The organism is Pseudomonas antarctica (genome assembly GCF_900624995.1).
Taxonomy (GTDB): Bacteria; Pseudomonadota; Gammaproteobacteria; order Pseudomonadales; family Pseudomonadaceae; genus Aquipseudomonas; species Aquipseudomonas antarctica.
Genome location: NZ_UYXQ01000019.1, coordinates 49,784 through 67,049 on the forward strand (window position 1 = coordinate 49,784; position 17,266 = coordinate 67,049).

Genomic DNA, 17,266 nt, shown 5'->3' on the forward strand with positions numbered 1-17,266 from the left:
GGCGGGGGTCAGCGCTCAGGTTTGAGGCCGATCACGCTGGATCGTAGAACCGCTCGCGATACGCCTGGGGCGTGACCTCCAGGACCCGCAAGAAACTACGCCGCAGGGTCTCCTCGCAGCCAAAACCGCATTGTACGGCGATGCGTTTGATTGACGCAGTGCTGTCCGCCAACTGCCGCCGTGCGGTTTCCACGCGGATCAGCTCGACTGCCCGTGCAGGGGTTTGCCCGGTTTCGGCGCGGTAGTGGCGAACGAAGCTGCGTTCGCTCATGCCGGCCTGGGCGGCCAATGCGTGGATGTTCAGGTCGAGGGTGAGGTTTTCCGCCATCCAGGCATGCAAGTCGGCGAAGCGGCTGCTGCCCTTTTGCAGGGACAAGGCCACGCTGAATTGCGATTGGCCCCCCGGACGCTTGAGGAACACCACCAAGTGTCGCGCTGCCTCCAGTGCCACGGCGCGGCCCAAGTCTTCCTCGACCAGGGCCAGGCACAGGTCGATGCCGGCTGTCACGCCAGCGGACGTCCACACCGAACCTTGCTGGATAAAAATCGGATTGGATTCCACCGTCAGCGACGGGAATTTACGCGCCAGCTCTTCGCAGCGGGTCCAGTGGGTGGCCACGCGGCAGCCGTCGAGCAAGCCACTGGCGGCAAGCAGAAAAGCGCCGGTGCACACCGATGTCATGCGCCGGGTGTGCTGGGCTTTGTACCTCACCCATTCGACCAATTCGGCGTCTTCAGCCGCGCCGTAAACCCCCCAGCCGCCAGCGATCACCAAGGTATCGCGCGGCGCGTCAACCGCGGGCAGCGGCTCGGCCACCAGCGCCAGGCCGGCGGAGGTCATCACCGGCGCTGTCTGCGCGGCGATCACTGAGACCGCATAGGGCAACGGCAACCCGCGCTGGCGGGCCAAGTCATTTGTCGTGGCGAACACCTGTAATGGCCCGGTGACGTCGAGCACCTGTGCATTTTGGAAAGCGAGTACATGGATGATCCGAGGCATATTTGGCGTAATGTGTGGGCTTAATGGCGTATGCGCCAGAGCCTAGGCCTCTAGAGTGAAGCCGTCTACCCCTTTATTGGAGCTTCATTCATGACCTTGCAGATCGGCTTTCTGTTGGTCCCCGGCATCCAGCAACTGGACCTCACCGGCCCTTATGACGTATTGGGCTCGCTGCCGGACGTGAAGCTGCACCTGGCGTGGAAAGACCTGGCGCCGGTCACGTCCAGCACCGGCATGGTGTTTACCCCGACCATGACTTATGCCGACTGCCCGCGCCTGGATGTGATTTGCGTGCCCGGAGGTGCAGGCGTAGGCGCGTTGATGGAGGACCCGCAAACCCTGGACTTCCTCAAGGCCCAGGCCCAAACCGCACGCTACGTGACGTCGGTGTGCACCGGTTCGCTGGTACTGGGGGCTGCGGGTTTGCTGCGCGGTCGCAAGGCCACCACTCACTGGGCCTAGCACGACCTGCTCGCCCCGCTTGGCGCGATCCCGGTGCAGGCGCGTGTGGTGCGTGACGGCAACTTGTTCACCGGTGGCGGCATCACCGCCGGCATCGACTTTGCCCTGACCCTGGCGGCAGAGCTGTACAGCGAGGCCGCCGCGCAACTTGTGCAGTTGCAGATTGAATACGCGCCGGCGCCGCCGTTCGATTCGGGCAGCCCGCACACCGCGCCCGAGCCTGTGCTGGAGGAAGCCAGGAAACGCACAGCGGAATCACGCCGGGCGCGCGGCGAGGTCGTGGCACGAGCGGCGGCGCGGTTGGGGTGATGCAATGAATGTGGCTGGCGGGCTTCGTGTGGCGAGCCCGTTCGCCGGCCTCAGGCTGGCCGAGACATCAGCATCAGCCTGGCGGCCAACAGCATCAGCACGCTCGCCAGGCCCCATTTCTGTAGCCTGGCACTGCCAGCGCGCCCGGCAAAAAACCGCCTGAGCGCCCCGCCAAAAATCCCTAGCAGCACGTGAAAAACACCGGCAATCAGGGTCAGAACGCCGCCCAGCACCAGCAGTTGCAAGGCAATGGACCCGGCCTGCGGCCTGACGAACTGCGGCAAAAACACCAGGAAAAACAGCAACGCCTTAGGGTTGAGCAAACTGTTGAGCATCGCCTGCAAAAATACACGGCTCAGGCGCACGCGTTCGACCTGACCAGGCTCCAGGCCCGCGCTTTTCTGCAAGGTCTTGAACACCAGCCACAACAGGTAGACCACCCCGGCGTAGCGAATCACATCAAACGACGGCGGCCAACCGGCGACCAACGCCGTCACCCCGGTAGCGGTCAATGCCGTCAGCAATAGGTCGGCCACACAGATGCCCAGGCTCGAGGCCACACCGCCGCGCCAGCCATAACTCATGCCATGGCTGATAACAAACGCCATGTTCGGCCCCGGGGATAACAGCAACAGCAGGACCGCGCCGGAAAACATCAGCAAGGTTGTGAAATCGATCATGCTCACCCCCAATAGAGAGCCGACAGATTAAAGGGCCGCCCAAAAACTAACAAAAAATTGTTCTGGATACATTTTCATCTGCGTTTAAAACCAACTTTCACTCGCCTGAGCACCGTATTTTCTGGCATTTGGCGTGTGTTCTTTGTCCCCTGTTACTACCGCCGTTCAAAAAGGTTTCCCCACTTGGCAGGAAAATTCTCACATTTGTTTCTACACTCAAAAACACACCCCATTTCCGATTACCCGAGCATGGAAAGTCAATAAAATGCCACAAAAAAAATCAATTAACGTGTCTAGCACTGCATCTGCGAGCCTCTGTCAATTCACTGACAACCTAATTCATCGGTATATTCCTTAAGTCACTACCTCCGTAAAAACATTCATTTGGATAGCTTCAGTTAAAGGAATAGTTGCGTTTTACCCAGCGTAGCCGTCGTTCGTCTTGCCCTGACATAAGCAGCCCGCTGCCTTATTGATCAAACAGCCGAACAGAAAGTCTGGAGTGCAATGAGGGATGTTTTTATGCGAGAGAAGTCGTCAGTCGACAGCCTGTTTCTGACCCGCGCCGGTTTTGTTGAATTTTTTGTTGTTTTCGTCAAGTTGATCCATGGGCTGACAGCCATCTTGCCGCCCCTGGTCCTGGTTTTGTTCCTCGACCCAATGGCCCCTGAGCTGCGCTCCCACTTTCTCGGTCTGCTGCTGTTTTTCGCGGTTCTGACCATTATTCTGTTCCAGGCTCTGGGCATCTATTCTGAAGAGCTGTTCAGCAATCGGTTGCGCTTGCGGACCAAGACAGTCGCCTGGTCCGCGGCATTTTGCATCTTGCTGTTCATGTACCAGATTCTGCAGTTTTTCCCGCAATTGACCCCACGCAACCTGGTGGCATGGTACTTCGCCAGCCTGGGGCTGCTCTGTGTTGAACGCCTGTTCATGCTGCGCCTGTACCGCAATCTGATGCGCAAGGGCAAATACTTGCAACGCACGGTGATCCTGGGCTTCACCGACACTGCCGTGCACGTCGCCGACCACCTGCAACGCAATGGCGATATCCGCTCCGGCCTGATTGGTTTTATCGATGACCGCACCGAGCGCATTCCCAAGGAACTGAGCCACCTGCCCTTGCTGGGCAACACCCGCGACCTGGAACAACTGATCCGCGCCGAGCAAGTCAACCAAGTCATGATCTGCCTGCCGTGGGCTGCCGAGCAACGTATCCACGGGCTGGTCAATCGTCTGCGCCAGATGTCGGTGAACGTGATGTTGGTGCCCGACATGGCCGCCCTGCGCTACGGCCATAGCCGCATCACCGACGTGGGCGGCATCTTGATGTTCAACACCTCGCAGTTGCCGCTGCGCGGTTGGTCGCCGGTGATAAAACGCTGTGAAGATGTGCTGCTGGCCAGCCTCGCGCTGGTGGCGCTGTCACCGGTGATGCTGGCGACGGCAATCGCGATCAAGCTCGACTCCAAAGGCCCGGTGCTGTTTCGCCAGAACCGCTTCGGCTACAACGACAACGAGATTCGCGTGTTCAAGTTCCGCTCGATGTTCACCGACCAGAGCGACTTCACCGCCGAGCAACAAACCACCCGCAAAGACCCGCGCATCACCCGCGTGGGCCGCATTATTCGCAAAACCAGCATCGACGAACTGCCGCAGCTGTTCAACGTGCTGCTGGGCAATATGTCGATGGTCGGCCCACGCCCCCACGCCACGGCGACCAAGGCCGCCGGTATCCCGTTCGAAGTCGCGGTGAGCGAATACAGTTCGCGACATCGGGTCAAGCCGGGCATCACCGGCTGGGCGCAGATCAACGGCTACCGGGGCGAGACCGACACCCTGTTCAAGATCCAAAAGCGCGTCGAGTACGACCTGGAGTACATCTCCAAGTGGTCGGTGTGGTTTGACCTGTACATCGTCTTCATGACGGTCCCAGCCGTCCTCTCTACCAAGGAGGTCTATTGATGAACACCCTCAACGGCTTGATTCCCTGCATTATTTCCGGTGGTTCGGGGACACGGCTATGGCCGGTATCACGGCAGAACATGCCCAAGCCGTTCATGCGCATGCGTGACGGCATGAGCCTGTTGCAAAAGACCTTCCAGCGCGCCGCGCGCCTGCCTGGTGTGGAAAGCGTGCTCACGGTGACCAACCGCGACCTGTTGTTTCGCACCCTGGATGACTACCGCGTGGTCAATAAAGCGCACTTGCCGTTGGACCTGTTGCTGGAGCCGTTCGGGCGCAACACAGCGGCGGCCATCGCGGTGGCGGCGCTGCATGTGCAGGAGCATTTCGGCGATCAGGCGCAACTGCTGGTAATGCCTGCCGACCACTTGATCAGCGATGAAACCGCGTTCGCCGCCGCTGTGACTCAGGCCCGTGAGCTGGCCGAAGCCGGCTACCTGGTGACCTTCGGCATCCAGCCGGACCACGCGGAAACCGGCTTTGGTTACATCGAAAAAGGCGACGCCCTGGGCACCGGCTATCGGGTCAAACGCTTTGTCGAGAAACCCGACCTGGCCACCGCGCAAGGCTACCTCGACGGCGGTAAACACCTGTGGAACGCCGGCATGTTCTGCTTCAAGGCCAGCACCTTGGTGGACGAGCTCGCGGCCCATGCCAACGAGGTGTTGGCGGCCGCGAAAGCCGCGCTGGAACACAGCCAGAACCTGCAGAATAAAACCTCGCGCCAGCGTGAACTGAGCGCTGAAGGCTTTGGCGCTGCGCCGGATATTTCCATCGACGTGGCGCTGATGGAGAAGTCCAAGCAAGTTGCCGTGGTGCCCTGCGACATCGGCTGGAGCGACATCGGTTCCTGGGAAGCCCTGCGCCAGCTCACCCCCAGCGACCCGCAGGGCAACCAGGTCAATGGCGAAGCGATTTTGCACGACGTACACAACTGCTACATCGACTCGCCCAAGCGCGTGCTCGGCGCTGTCGGCGTGCGCGACCTGATCATTGTCGATACCCCTGACGCGCTGCTGATCGCCGACGCCCATCGCAGCCAGGATGTGCGCTACATCGTCGCCGAACTCAAGCGCCAGGACCATCCGGCGTACAGCCTGCACCGCACCGTCACCCGGCCGTGGGGCACCTACACGGTGCTGGAGGAAAGCAGCCGCTTCAAGATCAAGCGCATCGTGGTCAAGCCGCAGGCGTCGCTGTCGCTGCAGATGCACCACCACCGCAGCGAACACTGGGTGGTGGTCAGCGGCGCGGCGCAGATTACCAATGGCGAGCGCGAATTCCTGATCAACGCCAACGAGTCCACCTACATCCCGGCCGGGCATAAACACCGCCTGACCAACCCCGGCATCATCGACCTGGTGATGATCGAGGTGCAGAGCGGCGAGTACCTGGGCGAAGACGACATTGTGCGTTTTGACGACATCTACGGGCGTGCGCCCGCTGCCGACGTGAAAAAGTGATATGCGTACCTCGTTGATCATCCCGACCCGCAACGCGTCCAGCCACCTGGCGCGATTGCTGCCCGCGCTGAAAATGCAGACGCTGCAACCGGACGAAATGCTGGTGGTCGACAGCGCCTCCAGCGATGACACCGTGGCGCGCTTTCGTGAGTTCGGCGCGCGGGTCGAGGTGATCGACGCGCGCGATTTCAACCACGGCGGCACACGGCGCTGGGCCAGCGAACACGTCAGCGGTGACGCGTTGATCGTGATGACCCAGGACGCGATCCCCGCCGACGCCGAGACGTTCGCCAATCTGCTTGACGAGCTGCAGCAAGACCCACTCATCGGCGTGGCGTACGGCCGCCAACTGCCGCACCCCGGAGCCGGTGTGTTGGGGGCGCAGTCACGGCACTTCAATTACCCGGAACACAGCCGTAGCAAACGCCTGGCTGATGCGCCGCAGCTTGGGATCAAGACCTGCTTCAGCTCCGACTCTTTCAGCGTCTACCGACGCAGCGCCTTGCAGGCCGTCGACGGCTTCCCCGACGATGTGATCGGCAGCGAAGACGCCTACGTGGCGGCGCGCCTGCTGCTCGACGGCTACACGGTGCGCTACGCCGCGTCGGCGCGGGTGTACCACTCCCACGATTACCGACTCATGGATGAGTTTCACCGCTACTTCGACATTGGCGTGTTCTACGGTCGCGAGCCGTGGATTCGCCAGGCCTTTGGCGATGCTGGCGGTGAAGGTAAACGCTATGTACTGGCTGAGCTCGCAGCATTGCGTGCAGCCGGTGCATTGCACCGCGTACCCGAAGTCCTGGTGCGCAGCGCGTTCAAGTTGCTCGGCTATCGGCTGGGCCATCTGGAACGCCGGCTCCCCATCGCCCTCAAGCGGCGCATCAGCATGTTCCCCGGTTATTGGAGGTGAGCAGCATGACCTACAGGAAGTCCCCCTTGATGAAAAAAACCGTGCTCCTCCTGGCCATGATGGCCTTGGCCGCTTGTAATACACCGGCACGCATTGTCCCGCCGGATGACCAGACCGTGGAGGACGGCAAACGCGCCCTCGACCAGCTTGCACAGCTACCGCCGGCGGTGGAACGCATCCGCATCGGTGACCAACTGCGTATCGTGCGCGATGCCGGGGAGATGCCGACGCTGTCGGCGTTCAACGTCAGCACCATCTACGAGCTGACGCTGTACACCGTGCAGACCGACGGCAAGATCAACTACCCGTTCCTGGGGCCGATCCAGGTTGCCGGGCGCCAGCCATCGGAACTGGCCACCGAGCTTAGCAACAAGCTCGCGCCGGTGTACCGCGAGCCACGGGTGACGGTGAACATCAACCAGGCACCGGGCAATTCGGTGATCGTTGGCGGCGCGGTGAACAACCCGACCGCGGTGCAGCTCGGCACCGCCAACACCCTGGAGCAAGCCATTGTCGGCGCCGGCGGGGTTAACCCCTCGGGCAATGCCAGCATGGTGGCGCTGCTGCGCGAAGACGCCCAGGGCGCCTACCACGCCTACTTCCTGGACTTCAGCCAATACCTCAAGCCCGGCCCGAACGGGCGCAAACCGGTGCACCTGCAACGCGGTGACGTGGTGTTCGTGCCCAAATCCAATGTGGGCGAGCGCATCCAAGGGGTGGATACCTACTTGAACCAACTGATCCCGTTCACCAAGTCCATTGGGGTTGGCTACAACTACACCCGAACCAGCGGCGGCAATAACTAAAGGAGCGACATCCCATGATCGAGATCCGTTCTTTTCGTGATCTTCTGCGTCTGTTCTTCATCTTCCGGCATGAGTTCAAACTGGCGGCCATCGCGGCGCTGGTGATTATTTTGCTGGGAGCATTTTTGCTGCCGGCCAAGTACGAATCCACCGCGCGCCTGCTGGTCAAGCCGGGGCGCGATTCGACCTTACCGATCGAGATCAGCAACCGCCAGGCACTGGTTATGCCCAGCACCCAGCGTGACCCGATTGTCGACGAGGAGCGCCTGCTGACCGGGCGCCCGATCGTGCGCGCGGTGGCTGAGCATTACTTGGAAGTCATCGACACACTGCCGCCACCGGAAGGGTTCTGGAAGCGCACCAAGTACTACGTCAAAAGCGGCATCGGTGCCGTGTTCGACGGCCTGCGTGTAGTGTTGGAAACGGTGGGCATTATTGAAAAAACCACACCCGTGGAACGCCTGGCCGCGAGCCTGGAGAAGAACTTCGAAGTGAGCCACGTCGCCGGTTCCACCGTGATGGATATCAGCTTCAAGTGGAGCGACCCGGAAATCGCCCAGGCGGTGGTCAAGAGTTGGGTCGAGACGTACATCATTGAACGCACGCAGGCGCTGGGCCGCAAGAGCCTCTACGCGTTCTATGAAGGCCAGGTCAACACCAGCGCGAATGAGATCAAGAGCTACAAGGAGCAAATCCTCAAGCACTTGAATGAGATCGGCGCAGCCAGCATCACCGATCGCCTGGAAGATTTGTCCGAGCGCATCAACGTGCTGCGCGGCGAGACGTTCAACACCACCCGCCTGATCGCCTCGTCCGACAGTGCCATCGACAGCACGCGCACCCAGCTCAAGACCCAGCCCAAGGAAGTGACCACGGTTCGCCAGATCGCACTGAACCCGCAGCAGCAAGACTTGCGTCGCCTGTTGAACCAGAAGCTGCTGGAAAAAGCCGACATGATGCGCACCTACACCGACAACGCGCCGCCGGTCAAAGCCCTGGACGCGTCAATCCGTGCCATGCAGGCCCAAGTCGCGAGTGAGAGCAATACGGTGCAAAGCTCGGAAAACCGGGCGCCGAACACCCTGGAAATCCACTTGCAACGCGTACTGCTGGATGAGTCGAGCAACAACCAGGCCTTGCGTACTCAACTGGTGCAACAACAGAAGCAACTGGTGAACCTCGAAGCGCAACGCAAGCAGGCCCTGGAGATTGAACCGGAGTTGGCGCGCCTTTCCCGCGAGCTGAGCGCCACCGAGCGCAACTACGCGCTGTATGTCGACAACCTGGAAAAGTCGCGCATCGACCGTGAGCTGGATAACAGCCAGATCAGCAACATCGCCGTGATCGAGGAAGCCACTCTGAACCCAGGCCGAATCTTCCCCAAAACCCTGGTGATGCTGGTGCTGGCGATTCCGTTTGCCATCGTCGTCGGCCTGCTGGTGATCTACCTCTGCTACCTGCTGGACCAGCGCATTCACGACGGCGGCCTGGTGGAGCGCAAGTTCGGCCTGCCGCTGTGGACCACCCTGCCCGAGTTGGATACCAGCACCGCCCAGGGCACCAACGCCTTCAATGCGAGCATTTACCGGCTGTACGGATTGCTGCAGTTGGACCGTGTTGCCGAGCAAGGCCTGACCCTCGGGCTGACCTCGGCGCGCCACGGCGAAGGCGTGACCTTTGTGGTGGAGCAACTGCGCCAGTTGCTGCAAGAAAACGGCATTACTGTGCGGGTCGGCGGCGTCGAACCTGCGGCCCCAGGCGAAGTGGTGCTGCTGGATGCCTCGGCGCTGCTGGACAACCGTGACGCCTTTATCAACCTGCGCCGCGCCGACCTGATCGCCCTGGTGGTGGAAGCGCAAAAAAGCACCGTGCCGGTGGTGGAACACGCGCTGTCGATCCTCAATACCGCGTTCGGCAAAGTGGACGGCATCATCATCAACCGACGCAAATTCGAAGTGCCGGCCAAGGTGCTCAGAACCATCGCCAAATACCGAGGGGCGTTCTGATGCGCATCGCCCTGCTTGCCCCTTTGCCGCCGGAAAAAAACGGAATCGCCGATTACGCGAACCATTTCAAGACGGCCCTGGAGCAACTGGGCGTGACGGTGGCGACACCGTTGAGCGGTGTAGAAGGCAACAGCGCAGCCATCAAGCAAGCCATCGCCGCGTTCGACTGGCACAGCGTGGACCTGGTCCACGCCGAGCTAGGCGGCGGCCGATTGGGGGAGTTCCTGGCCCTGCGCGAATTGCGCAAGGCCTACCCCAACCTGCCGCTGACGGCCACCGTGCATGACCCGGAACGTCTGGTGTGGCGTCGCGAACACCTGCCCTTTCCGCTGAACCTGCTGGAGCACTTTCCCAGCCCGCTGCCCCAGGCGGCGGTGGTAGTGGCCGACCCGCTGACGTTGCGCGAAGAACGCCACGTCGCCCAAGGCCTGACGCGGCTGATCACCCTCACCCGCTTGGGTGCCGAGTGCCTCAGCCAACGCATGCAACTGCCAGCCGGCAAAGTCGCGGTCATCAACCACGCCAACCTGGCCATTGCTACCGCGCCGTTACCCGCGCTGGCCACCTTGCACCTGCTGTATTTCGGGTTTATCTACCGTGGCAAAGGCATTGAAGACCTGTTGCAGGCGCTGACCGATGTCTTTAAGCAAGCCCCCGAATTGCGTGACCGTGTGCGCCTGACCCTGGCCGGTGGCACTGCCGCCGAAATGGCATTCGGGGCGGGCGGCAACTACCTTGAACAGTTGAACAGCCAGATCGCCGAGCTTGGCCTGGCGGGCATTATCGACTGGCGGCTGAACCTGCCGGCCAGCGAGATTGCGCAGACGATCCAGGCGCACCATGTGATGGTGCTGCCGTACCGCGAATCGAAAAAACTCGGCCTGCTGGGGCGCCAGCGTGGCACCAGCGGCGCGCTGTCCTGGGCCGCGGCGTGCGGGCGCGGGGCGATCACGTCCGATGCACGGGCGTTTGCCGAAGAAGTCGCCAGCGGCAACGGCGCGATCTATCCCCAAGGCGACGTGACGGCGCTGAGCGACCAACTGCTGCGCCTGGCGCGCACGCCGACATTGGCCCGCGACTGGGCCGAACGTGCCGGGGAAATTGGCCGCGAACGTCTGTGGCCGTTGACCGCGCAGCAGTTCAAGCAACTCTTTGAACAGGCGATTGCAGGAGACGCTTATGGCGCGTAAACGGACTTATCTCGCCACCCTTGCGGTAATCGCGGCGCTCGGCCTCACCGCCTTTATGTGGGGGCGCCAGGCCGACGCCGAGAACCACGTGCTCAAGGGCAACAAGGTGGTGGTCTGGAAGGACTTCCTGGGGGTGAACGCGCAGTTTCTGTGGTTCAGCCCCACGCTTTATCAACGGCAGATAGACCGTCTCAAGGCCCTGGGCCTGGAATGGGTGCGCCTGGATTTACACTGGGACCGGCTGGAGCCGGTAGAGAACCACTACCAGATCGCCACCCTGGATCAGTTAGTCGGCAACCTGCAAACCAACCAACTCAAGTCGGTGTTCTACCTGGTCGGCTCGGCGCCCTTCGCCACCACCGCGCCGACCGGTGCGCCGTATCAGGACCAATACCCGCCCAAAGACCCGAACGTGTTCGCCAATCGCATGGCGCTGTTGTCGCAGCGCTACCCCAGCGTGAATGCCTGGCAGGTGTGGAACGAACCTAACCTGCTCGGCTTCTGGCGTCCGGTGGCCGACCCTGCGGGTTATACCACCCTGCTGACCGCCACCGCAGGCGCACTGCGCGCGGTGGACGCGAACAAACCGGTGGTCGCTGCCGGCATGGCATTTTTCAGCGAAATGCCGAATGGCCAAACCATGTTCGACGCCCTTGGCGCGCTCGGTGTGGCCAGCCTGAACACGGTTATTTCCTACCACCCCTACACCCAACTGCCCGAAGGCAACGCCCCGTCCAACTTGGACTTTATTGCCAAGACCACTGCGCTCAACCAGTCCCTGCGCAGCGCCGGCGTACAGACCCTGTGGAGCACCGAGTGGGGCTGGTCAACCTACCCCGGACCGAAAGACGCCCAGGACCTTATCACGCCGCAAGGCCAGGCCGACTACGTGGTGCGCCGTGTGGCGCTGATGAGCGCGATGGATTACGACAAAATCTTCCTGTTCACCTTGAGTGACCTCGACCAGCGCGCCAGCGTGCGTGACCAGTTCTATGGTTTGCTCGACATCAATGCCAACCCCAAGCCGGTCTACACCGCCTTGAAGAACTTCCTCGACGTCAGCGGCCCGCAACTCACACCCGGCGACCCGCCCACGGCCGACCAATTGCCCGACGGCCTGTTCAGCATCGGCTGGACCCGCGCCGATGGCCACAAGCTGTGGTTCTTCTGGTCGGCCGAAGGGGGTAACGCGCACTTACCTGATCTCGCCAGCGCCACCCTGTATGACCCGCTGCGCGGCACACAAACCCCGGTGAGTGGCACCCATGGGCTGACCGTCCCGGTTAAGTCCAACCTGCAAATTCTGTTATGGGATTGAAGCTCGCCATGCGCATTTTATGGATCCTGCCCTACTCGCCCTGGCCCGCCACCAGTGGCGGTAAGACCCGCCAGTTCCATCTGCTGCGCAGCCTGGCCGCGCGCGGGCATCGCATTACCTTGCTGCTGCATGACAAGCACCCGGTATCGTTGACCGATCGCCAGGTGCTGGAAGCCTTCCTCGAACAACTGATCGTGCTGCCGCGCCGCCCGCTGCGCAGCCTGAAAACCTTGGTGGCCGGTCTGTTTGCGCCCTACCCACTGCTGGCCAGCGTCAATGGCCTGTCGGGGGCGCTGCAGGACACCTTCAATCAATTGCTTAAAGAACATTGGGACGTGGTGCAGATCGAACACACCTACGCGTTCCAGCCGTACGAAGATGCTTTGTCGCGCAAATCCCAGCCGTTCGTATTGACCGAACACAACGTTGAATCCGCGCTGGGCGCGGCCACTTATGATCGCCTGCCACGCTGGGCGCTGCCGTTCATTCGCTACGATCAGTGGCGCTACGCCCGTTGGGAACACCGCGTGATGCGCCAGGCGGCGCAGGTGGTCGCCGTCACCGACAACGACGCGCAGGTGCTGGCAACGATCGCCGGCAAACCGGTGTCGGTGGTGGTCAATGGCGTGGACTGCGATCACTTCGCAGCCGCCCATCCTGACCCGTCGACACGACGTGTAGTGTTCCTCGGCAACTATGAATACGCGCCCAACGTGGACGCCATCGAGTGGGCCCTGGATGAAATCCTGCCCAAGGTCTGGGAGCGCTGCCCCGCTGCGCGCATGAGCGTGTGCGGTTTTGGCATGCCCGGCAGTTGGCGTGAGCGTTGGAAAGACCCGCGCATTGAGTGGCAAGGGTTTGTGCCGAACCTGTTGAATTTGCAATCGAGCTGTTCGGTGTTTCTGGCGACGTTGCGCCATGGCGGCGGTTCCAAATTGAAAGTGCTCGAAGCGCTGGCTGCCGGACTGCCCTTAGCGAGTACCGAGCAAGGCGTGTCAGGCCTGGACCTGATCGAAGGCCTGGACTACCTCGGCGGGCAAACCGCTGACAGCCTGGCGGACGCCGTCGTGCGCTTACTGCAATTCCCCGAGGCCGCCGCGCCCATGGGCGAAGCCGGTCGCGCCTATGTGCGCCGCGCCCATGATTGGCGTGTCGCGGCCAGCCAGCTCGAGCAGGTGTATGCGACGCTCGCGCCGCTCAATCAAAAGGAGCCTGCATGCGTATAGGCTTGGATTACCGCACCGTTGGCACCTCGCCGCAATCGGGCATCAGCCGCCAGGTGTACGCGCTGGAGAATGCCCTGCGCACCCTGCCGGAGGTGGAACTTACCCGGTTTACCGTGGCGCCCCTGGGTGATGAAACCCGCTTAAAGGCCCTCTGCCCGGCCTGGGGCTGTGCAAAAACCGCGATGCATCAACCGCACAATCGCCTGCGTTTTGAAGCGGGCTTTTTGCCGCGTGCACTGCGTGAACAGCAGATCGACCTGTACATCAGCACCTTCAATATGGGCCTGCCATTGCCACCCAAACCCAAAGGGTTGCGCACCGTGGTGCTGCTGCATGATCTGTTCCAGATCACCCTGAACAACTACCACGCCAACCGTTTGAAAGCGCGGATCTACAAAACCAGTGATCGGCTGTCGATCGCTTATGCAGTAAACAGCGCCGACCGAGTGTGGACGCCTTCGCACTACAGCGCGGATGAAACCGCGCGGCTGTTCCCCAAGGCGGCGGGCAAGATCCGTGTGCTACCCAATCAGGTTGATGGGTTTGTTGAATTGGCGGCGGACCTCACGGCGCGCCAACTGCCCCAGCGTTACTGGCTGATGGTAGGCACCCGTGAATTGCGCAAAAACGTGCCGTTCCTGGTGGACGCCTGGCAGCAAGCGCGTGGCCTGTCACCCGGCGTGCCGGAGTTGGTGCTGGTGGGCAGCCTCGACCATTTGCCTGAAGCCCAACGCAACCTGCCAGGGATTCGCGCCTTGAGCGGTGTGTCGGATGCCGAGCTGCACGCGCTGTACCGCCGCGCCGCGCGCCTGTGGCAGCCGTCTTATGCCGAAGGTTTTGGTTTACCCGTGATCGAAGCCTTGAGCGTGGGCACGCCGGTGGCCGTGGCCAGCGGCACCTCGCTGGATGAAATTACGCCGCCGTCGGCACCGCGTTTCTCGCCCACCGACGGCCCGGCGCTGGTGCAATTGATGCTCGACCTGGTTAATCGCCCTGACGAAGAATCACCCGAAGAACGCAGGCAGTGGGCGCGACGTTTCAATCACCAAGCCTATCGCCGACGTCTGGCCGAACTGATCGAGGAATTGACATGAGACTCTCCCTGGCCAGCCTCGTCGCGATCCTGTTCGGCGTGTTATTTGGCGCCCTGGCCTTGATGCTGTCACCGGCCAAAGCGTTCCTCGCCGTGATCGGCCTGGCCGCCGCCGTCACCATCCTGCGCTTCCCGCTGTGGGGCTTGTTGTTGTTTGCCGGGGTCGCGACGTTTATGCCCTACTCGACCGTCAACCTGGGCATCCGCAGTACGGTGAGCGAAGCCATCCTGGCGCTGACCTGGGGCGCGGTGCTGTGGCACAGTTTTCTGTCGCGCCTGCCCGACACGCCGAGCCTGTCACGCCGCCCCACCGACCAGATGCTGTTGTGGCTGATGCTGTTCAGCGTGTTCCCCTTTATCGTCGGCCAAGTCACTATCCACGCCGACAGCAGCGGCGTGGCCAACTGGCTGCGCTGGTTGCTGAACCTGTCGGGGGTGTTCCTGACCGCCAAGCTGCTGGTGAACCAGAAGCAGCGTGAATCCTTGGTCATCGCCCTGCTGCTGGGCAGCCTGGCGATGCTGGTGCTGTCGATTGCGGTGTTTGTGCGCACCCGCTCGGGGGCCGGCATTGCGCCGATTTTGGCGCTGTTCAATTACGGCAACTTCGAGATGTTGAAATTCGGCCTGGAGGCGATGGCCTCGCGCATGGGCTCACCGTGGATGCACCCGAATGCCATCGGCGGGATCATGGCGCTGCTGCTGCCGTTGGCGTTCTGCTACGGCATGACCGAACAAGGTTGGAAACGCGCGCTGGGCCTGGGCGTGGCGTGCCTGGGCGCTGCTGCGCTGCTGTTGGCCAGTAGCCGTGGCGCGATGGTGAGCCTGGCGTTGGTACTGATCTGGATGGCCACGCGGCGCGTGCCCTATACCGGACGCTTGTTGATGATCGGCGCGGCGCTGACGGTGGCGCTGGTGATGGCTTATCCACCGTTGCAGGACCGCCTGGCGACGATTTTTTCGTCGGACAACGCCAGTACCGAAATCCGTTTCGACGAATACCGCATGTTCCCGCAGGCGGTGGCGGCGTACCCATTCGGCATCGGCTTCAAGGTCGACCCGCCGGTGCCGGGCACGCACTTTTTAGGGATCTCCAACTTGTGGCTGAACTACATCTACAAGATCGGTATTGTCGGCATGCTGCTGTTTATCGCCGTCACCGTGCGCTGGTGGCGTGAAGCGCGCCCGGAGCCAGGCCCGATCCGCCTGACCAAGGACAACGCGCTGTGGCTGGGCAGCACCGCCGGGATTCTCTCGGCGCTGGTCAGCGGCTTGTTTGACCACTACTTCAGTTTTGCCGTGGTGATGGTGTCGCTGTTCTGGTTGATGGTGGGCCTCAATGTGCTGGAGGCACGGCGGCTGTTTGCGGCGCGCCTCCCACAGGTCAAGGCGGTGGCTTTTCGCAAGCCGATGCTTGACGGCGCAAGGCCTTAGCCGTGCTTGGCAGCGCCGTCTGGCTGACCCTGGCGACCTTGCTGGGCCTGTGCCTGGGATTCGCGCGCGAGTGGTTGCTGGTGGCGGCCTGGGGCGCGGGCGAACGCAGTGATGCATTCCTGATCGCGCTGTTTTTGCCTGAGGCGTTGCGCATGTCGCTGGCCGGTGGCGTGCTGAGCGCCGCCGCGCTGCCGTTGTACCTGCAACGCAAGGACGGCGCACGCCTGGACTGGCTGGCGGCGCTGTTCCCGGCCTTGATGCTGATTGCCTTGGTCACCAGCCTGTTGCTGACACTGTTGGCGCCGTGGCTGGTGCAGTTGCTGGGCCCGGGGTTGGCGACGAGTGCCACGGCGCTGGCCAGCGGTAATCTGCAGATCGTTGCGTGGTGTGTGCCGGGTTTGATGCTGCATGCGCTGTTCAGTATTCCATTGCAGGCCAGCGAGCGCTTTGTGCTGGCGGGGCTGGGTTCGCTGCTGTTCAACCTGCCGCCGGTGACGTACCTCGCCTTGGCCGGCACGGCCACGCACCCCCATTCTTTGGCACTCGCCTGCGTGGCCGGCAGCCTGTTGATGCCACTGGCGATGCTACCGTCGATCTGGCGCCAGGGCTGGCGGCCGTGGCGCTGGCAGTTGAGTCTCGCGCCGCTGCGCGAACTCGGCCAGCGCATCGGGCCGCTGTTGCTAAGCAATGGTGCCAGCCAAGGGCTGGCGTTGATCGAGCGGCTGGTGGCCTCGCTACTCGGCGAAGGCGCGGTGACCTGGGTCAACCTCGCCCGCAAGCTGATGAACCTGCCGCTGATTGCGCTGATGAGCCTCAACCAGGTGCTGCTGGGCATGATGAGCCGACGCCAGGGCGATGAGCGCCTGGCCCTGCTCAAGCGCGGCCTGGAAACCGCCAGTGTGCTGACATTGCCGGCCGGGGTTGGGCTGGTGGCGGCGGCGCCGACCCTGGTGGCGCTGCTGCTGCCCAAACAATCGGCGGACTCGCCACTGCCGCTGCTGTTGGCGTGGTTCGCCGTGCCGCTGGTGTTTGGCGCCTGGAACGCCTTGCTCGCGCGCGATGCCTACGCCGCCGGCGATACGCGCCAGCCCCTGCGTTGCGAGTTGCTCGGCAGCCTGGTCAATGTGCTGTTGCTGGGCGCCCTGCCGTTTGTGTTTGGCTTGGCGGGCATCCCGCTGGCCGCGCTGGCGGGGGTGATCTGCACGGCATTGCTGCTGATGCAGCGCCAAAACCTGCTGGGCACCCTGCCCTGGGCGCGGCATTGGTTACTCAGTGCGGCGCTCATGGGGTTGGCCGCGCTGTTGCTGTTTCGGATTCAAGGCGTATGGCTGCAACTGGGGCTAAGTAGCCTGGCAGGCATCGGGGTGTTACTGGGCATGGGGCTGTGGCGTAACCCGGTGCGCAAGG

The 17,266-nt window shown here is 62.3% G+C and carries 13 protein-coding genes and 1 pseudogene; 12 read left to right on the plus strand and 2 right to left on the minus strand.

Annotated features, from left to right (window positions below; translation table 11 throughout):
* Window positions 1-31: 31 nt before the first annotated feature.
* Entirely contained in the window at window positions 32-1,000 is a 969-nt protein-coding gene (locus E0F99_RS13580; protein WP_083359225.1) for a GlxA family transcriptional regulator, read from the minus strand.
* Between the two features lie 90 nt (window positions 1,001-1,090).
* Between E0F99_RS13580 and inhA the strand changes: the two are divergent.
* Window positions 1,091-1,771, plus strand: a pseudogene (inhA, locus tag E0F99_RS13585) (isonitrile hydratase).
* Between the two features lie 50 nt (window positions 1,772-1,821).
* Here inhA and E0F99_RS13590 read toward each other — a convergent pair.
* On the minus strand, window positions 1,822-2,451 hold the full coding sequence (locus E0F99_RS13590) for a LysE family translocator (RefSeq protein WP_083359227.1): 630 nt from the start codon (window positions 2,449-2,451) through the stop codon (window positions 1,822-1,824).
* A gap of 522 nt (window positions 2,452-2,973) precedes the next feature.
* On the opposite strand from E0F99_RS13590, the gene E0F99_RS13595 reads away from it, so the two are divergent.
* From E0F99_RS13595 to E0F99_RS13645, 11 genes are all read left to right on the plus strand, one after another.
* Window positions 2,974-4,413, plus strand: coding sequence for an undecaprenyl-phosphate glucose phosphotransferase (locus E0F99_RS13595; protein ID WP_083359228.1), 1,440 nt, complete (start codon window positions 2,974-2,976; stop codon window positions 4,411-4,413).
* Entirely contained in the window at window positions 4,413-5,876 is a 1,464-nt protein-coding gene (locus tag E0F99_RS13600) for a mannose-1-phosphate guanylyltransferase/mannose-6-phosphate isomerase (protein WP_083359229.1), read from the plus strand. The genes E0F99_RS13595 and E0F99_RS13600 overlap by 1 nt, the downstream gene beginning before the upstream one ends.
* A 1-nt stretch (window position 5,877) precedes the next feature.
* Window positions 5,878-6,789, plus strand: coding sequence for a glycosyltransferase family 2 protein (locus tag E0F99_RS13605; protein WP_083359230.1), 912 nt, complete (start codon window positions 5,878-5,880; stop codon window positions 6,787-6,789).
* A gap of 29 nt (window positions 6,790-6,818) precedes the next feature.
* The gene (locus E0F99_RS13610) at window positions 6,819-7,595 is read left to right on the plus strand and encodes a polysaccharide biosynthesis/export family protein (protein WP_083359231.1); all 777 of its coding nucleotides are present in this window, start codon (window positions 6,819-6,821) and stop codon (window positions 7,593-7,595) included.
* A gap of 14 nt (window positions 7,596-7,609) precedes the next feature.
* Window positions 7,610-9,601 carry a GumC family protein gene (locus tag E0F99_RS13615; protein WP_083359232.1) on the plus strand — a complete coding sequence of 664 codons (1,992 nt, stop codon included), beginning with the start codon at window positions 7,610-7,612 and terminating at the stop codon, window positions 9,599-9,601.
* Window positions 9,601-10,791: a glycosyltransferase gene (locus E0F99_RS13620; RefSeq protein ID WP_083359233.1), complete on the plus strand. Its 1,191-nt coding sequence runs from the start codon at window positions 9,601-9,603 to the stop codon at window positions 10,789-10,791. The genes E0F99_RS13615 and E0F99_RS13620 overlap by 1 nt, the downstream gene beginning before the upstream one ends.
* Entirely contained in the window at window positions 10,781-12,109 is a 1,329-nt protein-coding gene (locus E0F99_RS13625) for a GH39 family glycosyl hydrolase (protein ID WP_083359234.1), read from the plus strand. The genes E0F99_RS13620 and E0F99_RS13625 overlap by 11 nt, the downstream gene beginning before the upstream one ends.
* A gap of 8 nt (window positions 12,110-12,117) precedes the next feature.
* On the plus strand, window positions 12,118-13,335 hold the full coding sequence (locus tag E0F99_RS13630) for a glycosyltransferase family 4 protein (RefSeq protein ID WP_130908792.1): 1,218 nt from the start codon (window positions 12,118-12,120) through the stop codon (window positions 13,333-13,335).
* Window positions 13,326-14,429, plus strand: a complete 1,104-nt coding sequence (locus E0F99_RS13635; protein ID WP_083359236.1) for a glycosyltransferase family 4 protein — start codon at window positions 13,326-13,328, stop codon at window positions 14,427-14,429. Before E0F99_RS13630 ends, E0F99_RS13635 begins: the two co-directional genes overlap by 10 nt.
* A complete protein-coding gene (locus tag E0F99_RS13640) occupies window positions 14,426-15,859 on the plus strand; it encodes an O-antigen ligase family protein (RefSeq protein ID WP_083359237.1) in 1,434 nt (477 codons plus the stop codon). The genes E0F99_RS13635 and E0F99_RS13640 overlap by 4 nt, the downstream gene beginning before the upstream one ends.
* Window positions 15,860-15,861: 2 nt before the next feature.
* Window positions 15,862-17,266: lipid II flippase MurJ (locus tag E0F99_RS13645; protein ID WP_130908793.1), on the plus strand; the 1,405-nt coding region annotated here is incomplete at its 3' end.